At 43.3% G+C, this 14,575-nt stretch carries 16 protein-coding genes and 1 other annotated feature; all 16 genes read right to left on the reverse strand.

What is annotated here, in order from left to right; genetic code table 11:
• Positions 1-101: 101 nt before the first annotated feature.
• A complete protein-coding gene (locus tag AS29_RS19285) occupies positions 102-308 on the reverse strand; it encodes a hypothetical protein (protein ID WP_035412889.1) in 207 nt (68 codons plus the stop codon).
• 83 nt (positions 309-391) lie between these two features.
• Positions 392-3,160 carry an isoleucine--tRNA ligase gene (gene ileS, locus AS29_RS19290; protein ID WP_035412891.1) on the reverse strand — a complete coding sequence of 923 codons (2,769 nt, stop codon included), beginning with the start codon at positions 3,158-3,160 and terminating at the stop codon, positions 392-394.
• Between the two features lie 106 nt (positions 3,161-3,266).
• Positions 3,267-3,488: a binding site (T-box leader), on the reverse strand.
• Positions 3,489-3,533: 45 nt separating this feature from the next.
• The gene (locus AS29_RS19295; RefSeq protein ID WP_035413387.1) at positions 3,534-4,049 is read right to left on the reverse strand and encodes a DivIVA domain-containing protein; all 516 of its coding nucleotides are present in this window, start codon (positions 4,047-4,049) and stop codon (positions 3,534-3,536) included.
• Positions 4,050-4,141: 92 nt separating this feature from the next.
• Entirely contained in the window at positions 4,142-4,918 is a 777-nt protein-coding gene (locus tag AS29_RS19300) for a YlmH family RNA-binding protein (protein WP_035412894.1), read from the reverse strand.
• 50 nt (positions 4,919-4,968) lie between these two features.
• Positions 4,969-5,232 carry a YggT family protein gene (locus AS29_RS19305; protein ID WP_035412897.1) on the reverse strand — a complete coding sequence of 88 codons (264 nt, stop codon included), beginning with the start codon at positions 5,230-5,232 and terminating at the stop codon, positions 4,969-4,971.
• 6 nt (positions 5,233-5,238) lie between these two features.
• Positions 5,239-5,682 carry a cell division protein SepF gene (locus AS29_RS19310; protein ID WP_035412900.1) on the reverse strand — a complete coding sequence of 148 codons (444 nt, stop codon included), beginning with the start codon at positions 5,680-5,682 and terminating at the stop codon, positions 5,239-5,241.
• A gap of 18 nt (positions 5,683-5,700) precedes the next feature.
• Positions 5,701-6,369 carry a YggS family pyridoxal phosphate-dependent enzyme gene (locus tag AS29_RS19315; protein WP_035412903.1) on the reverse strand — a complete coding sequence of 223 codons (669 nt, stop codon included), beginning with the start codon at positions 6,367-6,369 and terminating at the stop codon, positions 5,701-5,703.
• Positions 6,370-7,197, reverse strand: a complete 828-nt coding sequence (gene pgeF / locus AS29_RS19320) for a peptidoglycan editing factor PgeF (protein WP_442854553.1) — start codon at positions 7,195-7,197, stop codon at positions 6,370-6,372.
• A 126-nt stretch (positions 7,198-7,323) separates the two neighbouring features.
• The gene (locus tag AS29_RS19325; protein ID WP_035412908.1) at positions 7,324-7,575 is read right to left on the reverse strand and encodes a YlmC/YmxH family sporulation protein; all 252 of its coding nucleotides are present in this window, start codon (positions 7,573-7,575) and stop codon (positions 7,324-7,326) included.
• A 286-nt stretch (positions 7,576-7,861) separates the two neighbouring features.
• Positions 7,862-8,641: an RNA polymerase sporulation sigma factor SigG gene (gene sigG, locus AS29_RS19330; protein ID WP_035412911.1), complete on the reverse strand. Its 780-nt coding sequence runs from the start codon at positions 8,639-8,641 to the stop codon at positions 7,862-7,864.
• Between the two features lie 149 nt (positions 8,642-8,790).
• Positions 8,791-9,510, reverse strand: coding sequence for an RNA polymerase sporulation sigma factor SigE (gene sigE, locus AS29_RS19335; protein WP_035412913.1), 720 nt, complete (start codon positions 9,508-9,510; stop codon positions 8,791-8,793).
• A 42-nt stretch (positions 9,511-9,552) separates the two neighbouring features.
• Positions 9,553-10,476, reverse strand: coding sequence for a sigma-E processing peptidase SpoIIGA (gene spoIIGA / locus AS29_RS19340; RefSeq protein ID WP_035412916.1), 924 nt, complete (start codon positions 10,474-10,476; stop codon positions 9,553-9,555).
• Positions 10,477-10,745: 269 nt separating this feature from the next.
• Complete coding sequence (ftsZ, locus tag AS29_RS19345) at positions 10,746-11,906, reverse strand: cell division protein FtsZ (protein ID WP_035412918.1); 1,161 nt, start codon at positions 11,904-11,906, stop codon at positions 10,746-10,748.
• A 42-nt stretch (positions 11,907-11,948) separates the two neighbouring features.
• Positions 11,949-13,241 carry a cell division protein FtsA gene (gene ftsA, locus AS29_RS19350; protein WP_035412920.1) on the reverse strand — a complete coding sequence of 431 codons (1,293 nt, stop codon included), beginning with the start codon at positions 13,239-13,241 and terminating at the stop codon, positions 11,949-11,951.
• Positions 13,242-13,483: 242 nt separating this feature from the next.
• Positions 13,484-13,849, reverse strand: a complete 366-nt coding sequence (locus AS29_RS19355; protein ID WP_035412922.1) for a small basic family protein — start codon at positions 13,847-13,849, stop codon at positions 13,484-13,486.
• Positions 13,849-14,574 carry a DUF881 domain-containing protein gene (locus AS29_RS19360; protein WP_231889990.1) on the reverse strand — a complete coding sequence of 242 codons (726 nt, stop codon included), beginning with the start codon at positions 14,572-14,574 and terminating at the stop codon, positions 13,849-13,851. Before AS29_RS19360 ends, AS29_RS19355 begins: the two co-directional genes overlap by 1 nt.
• Between the last annotated feature and the right edge of the window lies 1 nt (position 14,575).

Consider the following 14,575-nt stretch of genomic DNA (forward strand, 5'->3'; position numbering starts at 1 on the left):
GTTTTTTTTGTTTGTCTGACTATTTTGTCAGACAAACCCATGTTTTCTTCGTTTGTCTGACTATTTTGTCTGACAAACCCATGTTTTCTCCGTTTGTCTGACTATTTTGTCTGACAAACCCATGTTTTCTCCGTTTGTCTGACTATTTTGTCTGACAAACCCAGTATTGCTTCGTTTGTCTGACTATTTTGTCTGACAAACCCAGTATTGCTTCGTTTGTCGACGATTTTGACTGACAAACCCAGTATTGCTTCGTTTGTCTGACTATTTTGTCTGACTACCCGTGGTTTTCTCCGTTTGTCTGACATATTTGTACCCTTCCTGCACCAGCGTCTTCGTCCCGCACACCATAATAAAAAGACCCGAATCAAATTCGGGTCTTTCACTTCAATTAGTTAGAGGCATATTCTTTTTCTACAATGCCAGCACAGCGGACGCAAAGTCCCGGGTGGTTTTGATCCTGACCAACCTCTGGTGTTACGATCCAGCAGCGTTCGCACGTTTCGCCTTCTGCTGCTTCAACTGTAATTTTTACGTTGCTGAATTCCTGAGCGTTTTCCGGTGCAGCACTTATATCTCCGCCAAGTTCAAAACCGGAGACGATAAAGAGCTGTTTAAGATCTTCTTCTACCGATTCAAGCAGGGATTTTGCTTTTTGGTCCGGATAAAGAGTAATTTTAGCCGTCAGGGATTTTCCGATGACTTTTTCATTCCTTGCTGTTTCAAGGGCTTTTAGTACATCGTCGCGAAGAGCCATGAATGCATCCCATTTCTCTTCCAGTGCTTCTGACTGTTCAATCTTGGTGCTTTCAGGCATATCCGTAAGCTGAACGCTTTCTGCTTTTTCAGACTCAATATGCTCCCAAACTTCATCTGCAGTATGCGGAAGAATTGGCGCCGTTAATTTGGTCAGAGCCATCAGGGTTTGATGGAGAACCGTTTGAATGGCGCGGCGGTCCGGATGATCCTTGCCCTCGATGTAAAGAACATCTTTCGCAAAATCCAGATAGAATGCACTCAATTCAATTGTGCAGAAGTTATGGACTGCATGATAGATAACGGCAAATTCATATTCATCATATGCTTTCTTTACTTTATCAATCAGTTTATTGAGTTTAACAAGCATGTATCTGTCAACATCCCGAAGGTTTTCCCATTCTACAGCATCCGCTGGAGTAAAGTCTGCAAGGTTTCCTAACAAGAAACGGAATGTGTTGCGGATTTTGCGGTACACCTCAGCCACTTGCTTCAGAATAGCATCGGATACCCGGACATCGGCCTGGTAGTCAACAGATGCTACCCATAGGCGAAGGATATCTCCGCCGAGCTGGTTCATGACTTTCGAAGGAACAACGACGTTCCCTACAGATTTACTCATTTTGCGGCCTTGGCCATCAAGAGCGAAGCCATGGCTTAACACTCCTTTATAAGGCGCTTTGCCTGTTACAGCTACAGCTGTGGATAAGGATGAGTTGAACCAGCCTCTATACTGATCCGATCCCTCAAGGTACAAGTCAGCTGGACGCTGCAGGTCGTCTCGTTCCTGCAGAACGGCTTGATGAGAAGATCCGGAATCAAACCATACATCCATAATATCCGTTTCACGTGTGAAAAGACCGTTCGGGCTTCCTTCATGAGAGAATCCTTCAGGCAGCAAATCCTTTGTTTCGCGCTCGAACCAAATATTCGATCCGTGCTGGCGGAACAAATCAGATACATGGCTGATCGTTTCATCCGTGATAATTGGTTCCCCGTTTTCAGCATAGAACACTGGAATTGGAACACCCCATGCGCGCTGTCTTGAAATACACCAGTCTCCGCGGTCTCTGACCATATTGAACAATCTTGTTTCACCCCAGGCCGGAACCCATTTCGTTTCTTTAACGGCATCAAGGAGTTCGCTGCGGAAATCTTTAATAGAAGCAAACCACTGTGCTGTCGCTCTGAAAATGACCGGTTTTTTCGTTCTCCAGTCATGCGGATAGGAGTGGGTGAAGAACTGAAGCTTGAGCAGAGCTCCGTTTTCCTGAAGCTTTTCAGTGATTGGCTTATTTGCTTCATCATAAAATAACCCTTCAAATCCTGGAGCTTCGCTTGTCATAACACCTTTTTCATCCACTGGGCAAAGAACATCCAGTCCGTACTTCTGACCTACGATGAAGTCATCCTCCCCATGCCCTGGAGCGGTATGAACGCAGCCTGTTCCTGCATCAGTCGTAATGTGGTCGCCGAGCACAACGAGGGATTCTCTTCCGTAAATCGGATGCTTTGCAGAGATTCTTTCCATCTCTTTCCCTTTAATCGTACGTACAAGTTCATGATTTTCCCATTCCAGCTCTTTTGCTACGGAATGAAGAAGCTCTGATGCGATGACATATTTTGATCCGTTTGCACGGACTACACTGTACTCCAGGTCAGGATGGACAGCGATTCCCAGGTTTGCCGGAATGGTCCAAGGAGTTGTTGTCCAGATGATGATCTTTTCATCTTCTTCAAGCACGCCTTTTCCATCTGCTACGTCAAAAGCAACAAAGATGGAAGGAGATTTTTTATCCTGATATTCAATCTCAGCTTCAGCAAGAGCTGATTCGCTGGACGGAGACCAGTATACTGGCTTTTTGCCTTTATAGATGTACCCTTTTTTAGCCATTTCGCCAAATACAAGGATTTGCTGTGCTTCATATTCAGGTTGCAGGGTTACGTATGGATTATCCCAATCTCCCCTTACTCCTAAACGTTTAAATTGCTCCCGCTGGCCATTGATCTGCTCCCATGCATACTCTTCGCAAAGCTTGCGGAATTCGGCAACAGACATTTCCTTGCGGTTTACTTTTTTATTTTTCGTCAATGCTGTTTCAATTGGAAGACCGTGCGTGTCCCAGCCGGGTACATAAGGGGCATTGTAGCCGCTCATGGATTTGTAGCGGACGATAAAATCCTTAAGGATTTTATTTAGAGCGTGGCCCATGTGGATATCTCCGTTTGCATATGGAGGTCCATCGTGCAGGATGAAGAGCGGGCGGTCTTTTGTATGCTCCTGAACCATTTTATAAATATTCATCTTTTCCCATTTTTCCTGCATTTCAGGTTCACGCTTTGGTAAATTTCCGCGCATCGGAAATTCTGTTTTAGGCATGAGCAGCGTATCTTTGTAATCCATTCTTTTTCCTCCTATGTGTAGGCACTTTTTAATAACCTTGACAAGCGGTTTGTATTGAAAAATCAAAATTGAATCTGAAAAATACAAAAAAGCCTTCTCATCCCTGGAAAGGGACGAGAAGGCTTGCTTCACGCGGTACCACCCTTATAGATGCAAAAACACATCCACTTAAGCATTCTTATCGGGAATGAGGCGCCCTCCTTACTCGTTCATTTCAGGAAGGAACTCAAGGGTGATCTTCATCTGAATTCTTTAGCCGGGCTCCCACCATCCCCGGTTCGCTTCGTAAAGGGTTCATTCAGACTACTTTCCCTGTCATCGTCGAGTCATATTTTGATTGTGCTCAAATTATATGCGAATTGCCATGAAAAAGTCAAGAACGGTATTTAGCTTCTTCTTCTTCACCTGTATAAATGCTGTCCACTTCATACTCAAGAAGATGATCCCAATCATCATTTTTCAAAAGATCCAGCTGTGCTTCAATCAGCATTTGGAATCGCGTCCGGAACACTTTGGACTGTTTTTTCAGCTCTTCAATTTCCATCGCTACCTTGCGGGATTTTGAAAGAGATTCATTGATGATGCGGTCAGCATTCTTTTCTGCTTCTTTAATTATAAGCTTTGATTCCTTTTGAGCGTTGCGCTTTACTTCTTCAGCGGTTTCCTGTGCAATCAGGATCGATTTATTTAATGTCTCTTCGATGACCGTATAGTGGCTCAGCCTTTCTTCCATCTCTGCAACACGGGTTTCGAATTCCTTTTTATCACGGAGCACCATTTCATAATCTTTAATAACCTGATCCAAAAATTCGTTTACTTCATCTTCGTCATAACCGCGGAATCCTTTATTAAATTCCTTATTATGAATATCAAGCGGTGTTAAAGGCACAAAGGCCACCTCCATATGTATCGTTTGCACTCCTGCATACCATTATAATTTATTATTCGGCAATTATGGGGCAAATCCTCCAAAATTCAAGATTATTTTTGCCTGCCGTAAAGAAGTCTGATTTTATCTTTTTTCGTGCGTCCTAAAATCTCTGTCACTTTGCTGCGGCCGAACCCTCTTACTGAAATTCTGTCGCCTTCCTGGCATTCCATCGATCCCTGCTCCGCAGTACGCCAATTTACTTTAACTTGTCCTGCCTGCAAAAGCGGCTGCACTTTCTGTCTTGAGATTCCATATATAGCCGCTATCACCGCATCCAGTCTGAGTGAGCTAACGGTAGAAGAGAATTCACTCCACTCATCATACTTGATGATCGCCTTTGAAAAATCAATTTTCTTCAGCTCAACCTTTGCTTTCCCAATCTCAGTCAGCTGCAGTCTTAAGAAATCGTCCATTTCTTCTGCAGCGACAAGCTGAATGTTCTCACCCTCGATCAATATATCTCCATATTTTGATCGTTTAAGGCCGATAGACATGAGAGCGCCGAGCACTTGCCTGTGTTCCAGGGTAATAAATTTTGAAGGGTAGCCTATTTGGAATAAGCTTAATGCAAAGTCTTCATGCTCCGGCTCCAAATACTCTGGATAAAGCAGGGCCCGTTTTCTTTCCGACTGAGGGGTACCTCCTTGAAAAGCCGCCTTTACTTCCTTTTGATCACCGATAAGAGAACGGACAATTTCCTGTTCCCTCGGGTCCAGAAAGTCAGTCAGCTTCGGGCTGTATGAGGAAAGAACATAATCCCTCCAGCCAATCACTTTCTCAATAAAATCACGTTCATCTTCTCTAAAATGCTGAAATAAATCTGTCATTTGCATCACCGCTTCATTAATTGGAAAAAGGGACTATGACGTCCCTTTCATTACGCAATCATATAGTATAGAGACCTCAATCCGCCTTGTGCCAGGTTTAGTACAAGGATCGCCGCTATTGGAGAGAGATCAATCATGCCTAGAGAAGGAATTATTCTGCGAAACGGTTCTAAAAAGGGTTCGCAAACCGACTCTAGAATTTGTCCGAATCTGCTCTCCTTGGCATTAGGAAACCAGGACATGAGAATATAAATGATGATGGCATACGAATATACCTGAAGCAAAGATCCTAATACTGAAAACACGATGTCCATTGTCCATTACCACCTTTGAGGTTCATCTTCAACTGCCAGTTCGGAGATGGTTCCTGATACGTCCACATTATCTGGAGTACAAAGAAAAATATTCATTCCGATTTTTTGGATATCTCCGCCAATTGCATATACAGTCCCGCTCAGGAAATCAACGATCCGTTTTGCCTGATCATGCTGAATACGCTGAAGATTAACAACAATCGCTCGGCGGTTTTTAAGCTGATCAGCTATATCCTGGGCTTCAGAGTATGCGCGAGGCTCACATAGGACTACTTTAGAGGATTTTTGAAGACTTTGCAAACTTACTACGTTTTGCTTTCCTTCTTTTCTTAGAGCTTGCGGATCGGGAGTCAAATATTCCTCCTCCTCCTCATAGCTTTGTTTATCATTATATTCATATTCCTCTTCATCAAGAGCAAAAAAATTCTTGAAGCGGTTTTTTATACTCATTTTGACACCTCCTGTAAATTATCCTACAAGAGAAGAGCCGATTCGGATGAAAGTAGCTCCCTCTTCAATGGCAATTATATAATCGTTTGACATTCCCATAGAAAGCTCTGTGCATGGTGCATAGGCCAGACCCAGGCCTTGCACTTCTTCCTTAAGCTCTCTCAGGCGCTGAAAAGTCCGGCGGATCGCTGAGGTGTCGTCAGTGTTGGGAGCCATCGTCATCAAACCGGCAATCTGAATGGACGGATATTCGCTGCATGCTCTGATAAATGAAATGGTTTCTTCCGGCTTCATTCCATGCTTGGATTCTTCACCGGATGTATTGACCTGAACAAAACATCGAACGGGTGCTTCTGCACGCTTATCGATCTCTTTAGCGAGGGAAAGGCGATCCAGTGAATGTATGTATGAAACCTTATCGATTATTTGTTTTACTTTTCTTGATTGCAGGGAACCGATAAAATGCCAAATTGCTTTATGGCCAATGAGTTCGTATTTCTCTGAAAGACCCTCATCCCGATTTTCTCCCAAATGAAGAATACCGGCTTCAATGGCCTCCTGGGCCCGCTCAGCTGTAACGTATTTGGTTACGGCAACGAGGTGGACTTCCTCAGGATTCCGGCCCGCCTGTCTGCAAGCTTTGATGATGTTCTCTTTGATGACAGACAGATTTTCTTTTACTTCCAATCAGGAGCCCTCCTCTTTCAATCCTATAAAGCCAATCATTCTGCCTGTCTTTCCATTGTCCCTGCGGTGTGAGAAAAACAATTGATCCTCACAGCTTGTACAACGGCCTGATACGGCAATATTTTCTCTATTTAATCCGGCTTTCACCAGCAACGCTTCGTTAAGTGCTTTCAGGTCAAGGAAATATTGACCTGCCCCCGCTTCCTTGTAAGGAACCTCTTCAACTGGGTCGAAATGCTTGTTGACTTCTTCGATTACACGTTCATCTACCTTGTAGCAGCATGAACCAATAGACGGCCCGATAACCGCATGAATCCGGTCTAATCGGGCACCTTCCGCTTCTATCCACCTGCTGATCATGGCTTGGCCAATGTTGAGGACGCTTCCTTTCCATCCGGCATGAGCCACTCCGATAAGATTCGCTGCCTCTTCATAAAAAAAGATTGGCACACAATCTGCGAAGGCAAGTGCAAGCATCGTATCTGCTTTATCTGTATAGATCCCGTCGGCAGCATGTATCGCAGCTTCGTATTCGAAAGCGCCGTCTCCACGATTTTCTTTCTCCGCTTTCACGATCCGGCTCCTGTGAACCTGATCTGCAAAGACCCAGTTCCGGAGCGGAATGGACGTTTCTAATGCACAGATTTTTCTATTAGCCACTACATCTGCGGGATCATCGTTTACATGAAGCCCCATATTTAAAGTGGAAAAATGAGAGGTGCTGACGCCTCCGTTTTTTACCGTAAATCCTGCAATGATAGAAGAATTGATTGTCGTAAAGCCGTCCAGGCTCAAAAAAGTCTCTCGATCCTTTATAAATGGCTCCATCATAATATCAATCTCCTTTTCGACAAAATCCCTAGATGAATGCTTTTATTTTACCACATCTTTCCCTTCAAGTTCATAAAATAAAGGGCAAAATTAATCATTTATGGCATTATTTCATGAGCTTTATTAAAGCGGAGTATCCTGAGAAGACATTCTTACTAAAATTACATCTTCCCCAATCTTTACTATGTTTCGCCATGGGATAACAAATTCCTCTTCTCTGCCGAAGAAACCCATCATTTTGCCCGGTCCGGTTATGATAATAGCCTGTATTTTTCCAGTTGTAACATTAATGTCGAAGTCTCCAATGCTTCCAAGTTTTTTCCCGTCTGACACATTTACAATATCCTTTGTTTGAAACTCGGAAATGTTCATCATGTTTACCGCTCCTCTCAAACAAGTCTTTTACTATTCAATGTATGAAAGGATTCGGTTAGTATTCGCACACAATCATTAGCAGGAGATTGGGTTTTAAAAAAAGCTTTGTTAAACCAGGCTGTTGATTGAGCATCTGCGGGGTCTCACCAGTCCCGTTGCTCTCAGCTCGGAGTCCAGCGCCCTCCACTCCAATCAACACTTGTTGTAAAATCAGCATAAATGTATAACATTGCCTAAATAAAAGGGGATCCTCCGTTTCCGGCAGGATCCCTCAGGCTTGTCCAGCTTACTGCTGAATATTTTTATTCATTTGCTTGATTGCTGCTTTTTCCAGCCTCGATACCTGTGCTTGGGAGATTCCTATTTCATCAGCAACCTCCATTTGTGTTTTACCTTGAAAAAACCGCTTTCTTAAAATGAGTTTTTCCCTATCGTTAAGTCGCCTCATTCCTTCCTTTAAGGCGAGCTCTTCGATCCACTGGATATCCCGGTTCCGCTCATCACTCAGCTGATCCATTACATAAATTGGATCGCCTCCGTCATTGTAAATCGGCTCGAATAATGAAACTGGATCCTGAATAGCATCAAGCGCGAAAACAATTTCTTCGTGGGGAACCTCAAGCACTTTTGCTATTTCTTCTGCGGATGGTTCTCTTGATGTCTGAGTCATCAGCTTTTCCCTCACCTGCAGGGCTTTATAGGCGATGTCCCTTAATGACCTGGAAACCCTAATCGGATTATTATCGCGCAAATAGCGTCTGATTTCCCCTATAATCATAGGCACAGCATAGGTTGAAAATTTCACATTCTGTCCCAGGTCGAAATTATCAATGGATTTCATAAGGCCAATACAGCCAACCTGAAACAAGTCATCGACAAATTCTCCTCTGTTGTTAAAACGCTGGATGACACTCAAGACAAGCCTGAGGTTTCCATTTACGAGTTTTTCTCTTGCTGAACTTTCCCCGCTTTGCATCTCTCTGAAGAGAATTCGCATTTCTTCATTTTTTAATACGGGAAGCTTTGACGTGTCTACTCCGCAAATCTCTACTTTATTTCGTGTCACATCTTTCCCTCCAGTCAGGAGCTGCTGTACAAAAAACAGTATTTCCTGGAGTTGGAAAAATATGCACATAGAAAAGACGCTAAAATTTCAAGAAAACTATTTTCCCCAAATAAAAAAAGGGTTTTTCGACCCTTTTTATTTAAAAATTTTTACACCATTTTATTAAATTCTTTTCTTAACCGTTTGATAATGCGCTTTTCCAGCCTCGAAATATACGATTGAGAGATCCCCAGCATATCGGCTACATCCTTTTGCGTTTTTTCTTCGCCGCCCTGTAAGCCAAACCGCAGCTCCATAATTTGCTTTTCCCTGTCGTTCAGCTGCTGAAGAGCTTTTAGGAGAAGCTTACGGTCAACATTTGCTTCGAGATCCTTCGTAATAATATCATCATCTGTTCCGAGAACATCCGATAGGAGAAGCTCATTTCCGTCCCAGTCAATATTGAGCGGTTCATCAAAAGAAACTTCGGATCGGATTTTATTGTTTCTTCTCAAATACATGAGGATTTCATTTTCGATGCATCTGGATGCATATGTAGCCAGTTTGATTTTCTTCTCAGGATTAAATGTGTTGACTGCCTTAATCAGACCAATCGTGCCGATGCTGATCAAGTCCTCGATATTAATACCTGTATTCTCAAATTTTCTGGCAATATAAACGACTAGCCGCAAGTTTCTTTCAATGAGGATTGCTCTGGCAGCCTGGTCTCCTGTTGGAAGCTTCTTTAGAAGGATTTCTTCCTCATCTTTATTAAGGGGGGGAGGCAGAGCCTCACTTCCTCCAATGTAATAAATCTCATCTGTCTTAAAGCCCAGCTTCGTTAATAATTTGTACCACCAATACGTCATTCTCAGCCTAAGGTTTTTCATCTTATTCCCCCTTCTAAAAGTCCAAAACGCGAGTAAACTTATTTAAGACACATGTGCAGATGATGGCCCCTGGAGCATTTGAGGATGAACAATGCAAGTGAAATCTCCATCAGCTGATAGCTGTGAGGAGCTTAAGCCGATAATGGCTTTTTTCACGTTTACTTCTTCTTTTTCTGTTTGAATTTTTAAAGAGTCCGGCTTTAGGCCGATAAGAAATTGATTTTGCTGTCCGACTCCCCTGTAAGGAATAATCCGTATTCTTAGCTGCCAATGATCATCCAGCTCAGGAGTATCGTCCAGAATATTTCCTGACATCACTTTGTCTGTTAAAGCTTTAGGGAGCAGCCCGGCAAGTTTGTCCGTATCTGCAATCATGACAGGCGTTCTTGTGATGGGATCAAATAGTTGATTTCCGCTGTCGATCAGTCCGGTCATTGGGAGAATTGTTTCTCCAAAGACGGCTGTTACCTTTACGATTTCATGATACTGGAGTTTTTTAACTTGCACGTCCTTTCCGCGCCCTGCTGAAAACAGCCAAAGCAGAGGAAAGCCAATAACAACAAAAATCCACGTAATCGGATCACCGAAGCCTGTTGTCTGGGTCATTAATATCCCATTGGTTAAATAGCTGTCTTGCTGCAGAAAATAATGGGCTCCAATAATTCCGCCTCCAAGAGCGAACGTTGAAAAGTAAAACATAAACCAGTTCTGCAAAAAGTATTTAAACCTTACAAAGCCAAAAGCAGACCAAACCATAAGGACAGAGATGAAAAGCTTTCCTGCAGGATGACTGAAGAACGGCCCAAGGGGTGTAAACATAAAAAGAATGATAGCTGAACCTATGAAACCGCCCAATAAAAGCCTATACCAAACTTTTGGCCTCTTCAGTAAGGAAGCAGTAAGCATCAGAAGAAACAGATCAAAAAGGAAATTAAGCATCCATATGACATCTAAATATACGGACAATGTCTAACCCTCTTCCATGACAGGTTCCAGATTGTCTAAATAGCAGGATATAGCCCTAAGTATAATGAGATCGTCCGAGGAAGTCTGTCAATTCATGAAGGGGAAAACAGTGTTTTTTTAAGGGGTTTTGTCGGAAGGGAAGGGTTCTTAGTTTAATCGTTTTATTCCTTTCTACAGGCGCAGGCTGGCTGGGTTGGCCTTTATTTTGGCTTATTTTATTTCATGCAAAAAGAGCCAGGCAGGTATGCCAGGCTCTTTTTAAAGGAATATTATCGTCTTCTGTTCCGGTTTCTAAGAAAAGTCGGAATATCCAGAGCATCATCAGGCTGCTGCTGGCGGGTATTTTCATTATAAGGTGATGGCTCCTCACGCTTCATATCGCGTTCCCGTTCACGCTTTTGGGGCATAGCCGGTTTAGGAGTTTGAGGTGCTTGCGTGCTTCCTCCAAAGCGAGGCTGTTTGCCAGGGTTAATTTCCTGTTCGCTGAACCCTGTTGCAATAACCGTTACGACGATTTCATCTTTCAGGTTTTCGTTAATAACAGATCCAAAGATCATGTTGACTTCCTGATCAGATGCGGATGCTACGATGTCTGCAGCTTCCTGAACTTCATAAAGACTTAGGTTTGTTCCGCCTGTGATGTTCATAAGAACGCCTTGTGCCCCATCAATGGACGTTTCAAGAAGCGGACTGGAAATCGCTTTTTTAGCAGCCTCTGCCGCTCTGCTTTCACCAGTTGCTACACCGATTCCCATTAGTGCGGACCCTCTGTTGGACATAATCGTTTTCACATCTGCGAAGTCAAGGTTAATTAGACCAGGAACCGCAATCAGGTCAGATATACCCTGTACACCCTGACGGAGAACGTTATCCGCTTCACGGAACGCTTCAAGCATTGGTGTATTCTTATCTACTATTTCAAGCAAGCGGTCATTTGGAATAACAATCAGCGTGTCTACTGATTCTTTCATTGAAGAAATTCCGCCTGATGCCTGCATCGCACGCTTTCTTCCCTCAAATGTGAATGGACGTGTAACAACACCAACTGTTAGTGCTCCTAGATCCTTGGCAATTTGAGCAATAACCGGAGCCGCTCCAGTTCCGGTTCCGCCGCCCATCCCTGCAGTAACAAAGACCATATCCGCACCGCGAAGTGCTTCTTCAATCTGCTCTTTGCTTTCTTCTGCAGCTTTTTTGCCTACTTCAGGGTTTGCACCTGCACCAAGCCCTCTTGTAAGCTTGGAACCTATTTGCATCTTCACTTCCGCTTTTGATAGATTTAATGCTTGTGCATCCGTATTAACGGCAATAAATTCTACCCCTTGAACACCATGTTCAATCATTCGGTTTACAGCGTTGTTTCCGCCTCCGCCTACCCCAATTACTTTTATGGTTGCAAGACCGTCAATATTCGTTTCAAACTCTAACATGCTTAATCCTCCTAATCCATCAATCACTTCTTGTTGATCTTTTTATTCAAAGAAGTAGCCGAAAAACTTTTTCACTTTGCTTTGTTTTTTTTCTTCATTTGTTTTTGGTTTGCTGCTGTTTCGCTGAGTCGGTTCCTCCCGGACAGCGGCTGCCTGTTCAGTATAGACTTCCTGTGAAACATTGGAGCCAATTCTTCTGCCTTGAATTTTAGCATTTTTATAAGCGAATTGTATGAGCCCGACTCCTGTCATATATCGGGGTTCTCTTACCCCGATATAATCAGGGCTTGCAATTCTCACACTGCTTTGCAGCATATCCTGGGCAAGTTCAAGAACTCCGGGCATGCTTACTGTTCCGCCAGTCAATACGAAACCTCCTGGAAGGTCTCTCACACCCAGCCTCATAAGCTCATGCTGGACCATCTCAAATAATTCTTCAAGTCTCGCTTCAATAATATCAGAGATTTCCAGTTGATTAAATTGCTGTTTTTGATCGGTTCCAATAATGGACACTTCGAATACTTCATCAGGTGAAGCAAGATCATAAAAAGCATGTCCATGTTTGACTTTAATTCTTTCCGCCTCTTCTGTTGCTGTACGAAGCCCGATGGAAAGATCTTTTGTCAAATGCTCCCCTCCGATTGGAAGGACGGAAGCAGTACGCAAATGCCCCTGCTCAAATAAAGCAATGGTTGTAGAGCCGCCGCCAATATCAATCATGGCAACTCCAAGATTTTTCTCGTCACGAGACAATGCTACAGAACCGGCAGCCAAAGGCTGAAGGCAGATGTCTGTTATTTCAAGCCCCGCCCTTTCAACACAGCGGAGCAGATTATGTAAGATTGTTTTGGAACCGGTAATGATTGTCCCTTCCATTTCAAGACGAACCCCGAGCATTCCGCGGGGATCATTTATCTCATCCAGACCGTCAACGATGAACTGACGGGGAATAACGTCAATAATTTCTCGTTCAGGAGGAATGGACATCACCTGAGCCGCTTCAATCACACGGCGGACATCTTCATTCGCTATTTCTCTGTTTTCACTTGAAACAGCAACCACTCCATGACAGTCCTGAAGATGTACATGGTTGCCTGCAACTCCCACAACCACTCTTTTCAGGGGAATTCCTACCATGCGTTCCGCTTGTTCCACGGCTTTTTTAATAGAATGAACGGTTTCGTCTATATCAACGATTGAACCTTTTTTTAATCCTTCTGATTTTACATTCCCCACACCGATTACGTTTAAAGCATCGTCGGCCATTTCCCCGATTATGACTTTAACACTGGATGTACCGATGTCGAGACTCACGAAGATTTCACTGTTGTTCATTCTATGGCACCTCCTTCTCTCTCTACATTTCCTATTCTATTATTTGATGGACAACTTTACAATCTGCAGCATGAACATTTTGAGACCGCGCATTGAACAGCTCGCTTCGCAGCCTTTAGAGCCCATGCCTATTGAATTTAAATTGGGTATTTCTTATGCACCCTGCTTGAATTCACTTTTTTCTTAGACATAAATGATGCTATAAGAAATTATTCGTCAAAAGATGCATTTTTCCCTCTACTTTAATCAACTTTTTTCACCTTTTGTCTGGAATCACTCCACTTTGAGATTAAAATCCTTCTGATGACCGCAATGTTTTGGAACAATCTTACTCCAAAGGCAAAAATCGCCACCAGATATAAGTCTACACCAAGATGGACACCTAGAAAAGCTAAAGCTGCAGCTAAGAGAATATTAAAGAAAAACCCAGATACGAATACCAGCTCATCATATATATTCTGCAGCTGGGCGCGTATTCCGCCAAGCAATGTATCAAGAGCAGCCAGGATCGCTATGGACAGGTAATTCGAATACTCAGCAGGGATTTTAAATTCTGTGGAAAAGCCCAGAGCAATTCCTAAAATCAGCCCAAGTACAGGCAGCCACATCAATTTCCTCCCCCTTTGCCGCTCTCATAGGGCTTCAATTCCCCCGTACGAATTTTCTTGTCGCTGCCGGGAACGACTATGTCTTCCCTGGGTTTCTCCGCTGTCAGCTTAATATTATCGACTGCAAACAAATCATGTGTGCTTGACACTTTAACTCTGTCAAAAAGCTTATTTGCATCCTTTGCGATGACTTTGATTTCAATTGGCAGTGTATCCAATTCATAGCCGTCCATCTTTGTCACTCCATTAATGTCTCTGATAACGGTTGTACTAGACACCCTGTGTCCATTAATGGAAATATGCTCTGCATCATATGTGTTTAGTTCGTTAATCAGTTTTCTAAGTAAATCAGGTGAGACAGATATCGTATTTTCCCCAATTAGGTCCTGGCTAAACAATGGCTCAAGACGGAGGTTCATTCCCTCCCCTTTTACTTCGGTTAAACCAGCTTGTATTTTGAGCTCATCCAGCGTTTTTTTTAAGGCTTGCTCCCGTTCTTCTCCTCCCATGGTGTCGTACGTATTCAGAAGCTTATCGTATTTCCTGATTTCCTCCAGAAGGTCTGATTGCTGCTTTTGCTCCTCTTTAAGCTGCTCTCTGATTTCCCACAGGTCTCTTGTATCCCTTGTAACAGGTTCCTTTATGGATAAAAATTGGACGGATAGCATAAATCCGAATAGACCCATGATGACGGTGTAGCCCATTATTTTCTTCCTGCCTGACACA

The organism is Bacillus sp. SJS, assembly GCF_000732485.2.
In the GTDB taxonomy this organism is placed as follows: Bacteria; Bacillota; Bacilli; order Bacillales; family Bacillaceae; genus Metabacillus_B; species Metabacillus_B sediminis.

Bases quoted from the DNA above. Each gene is read 5' to 3' on its own strand.
- AS29_RS19285 (WP_035412889.1), bottom strand. From the start codon at position 308: ATGTCAGACAAACGGAGAAAACCACGGGTAGTCAGACAAAATAGTCAG.
- ileS (WP_035412891.1), bottom strand. From the start codon at position 3,160: ATGGATTACAAAGATACGCTGCTCATGCCTAAAACAGAATTTCCGATG.
- AS29_RS19300 (WP_035412894.1), bottom strand. From the start codon at position 4,918: ATGACAGATTTATTTCAGCATTTTAGAGAAGATGAACGTGATTTTATT.
- AS29_RS19305 (WP_035412897.1), bottom strand. From the start codon at position 5,232: ATGGACATCGTGTTTTCAGTATTAGGATCTTTGCTTCAGGTATATTCG.
- AS29_RS19310 (WP_035412900.1), bottom strand. From the start codon at position 5,682: ATGAGTATAAAAAACCGCTTCAAGAATTTTTTTGCTCTTGATGAAGAG.
- pgeF (WP_442854553.1), bottom strand. From the start codon at position 7,197: ATGGAGCCATTTATAAAGGATCGAGAGACTTTTTTGAGCCTGGACGGC.
- AS29_RS19325 (WP_035412908.1), bottom strand. From the start codon at position 7,575: ATGATGAACATTTCCGAGTTTCAAACAAAGGATATTGTAAATGTGTCA.
- sigE (WP_035412913.1), bottom strand. From the start codon at position 9,510: ATGAAAAACCTTAGGCTGAGAATGACGTATTGGTGGTACAAATTATTA.
- ftsZ (WP_035412918.1), bottom strand. From the start codon at position 11,906: ATGTTAGAGTTTGAAACGAATATTGACGGTCTTGCAACCATAAAAGTA.
- ftsA (WP_035412920.1), bottom strand. From the start codon at position 13,241: ATGAACAACAGTGAAATCTTCGTGAGTCTCGACATCGGTACATCCAGT.
- AS29_RS19355 (WP_035412922.1), bottom strand. From the start codon at position 13,849: ATGTGGCTGCCTGTACTTGGGCTGATTTTAGGAATTGCTCTGGGCTTT.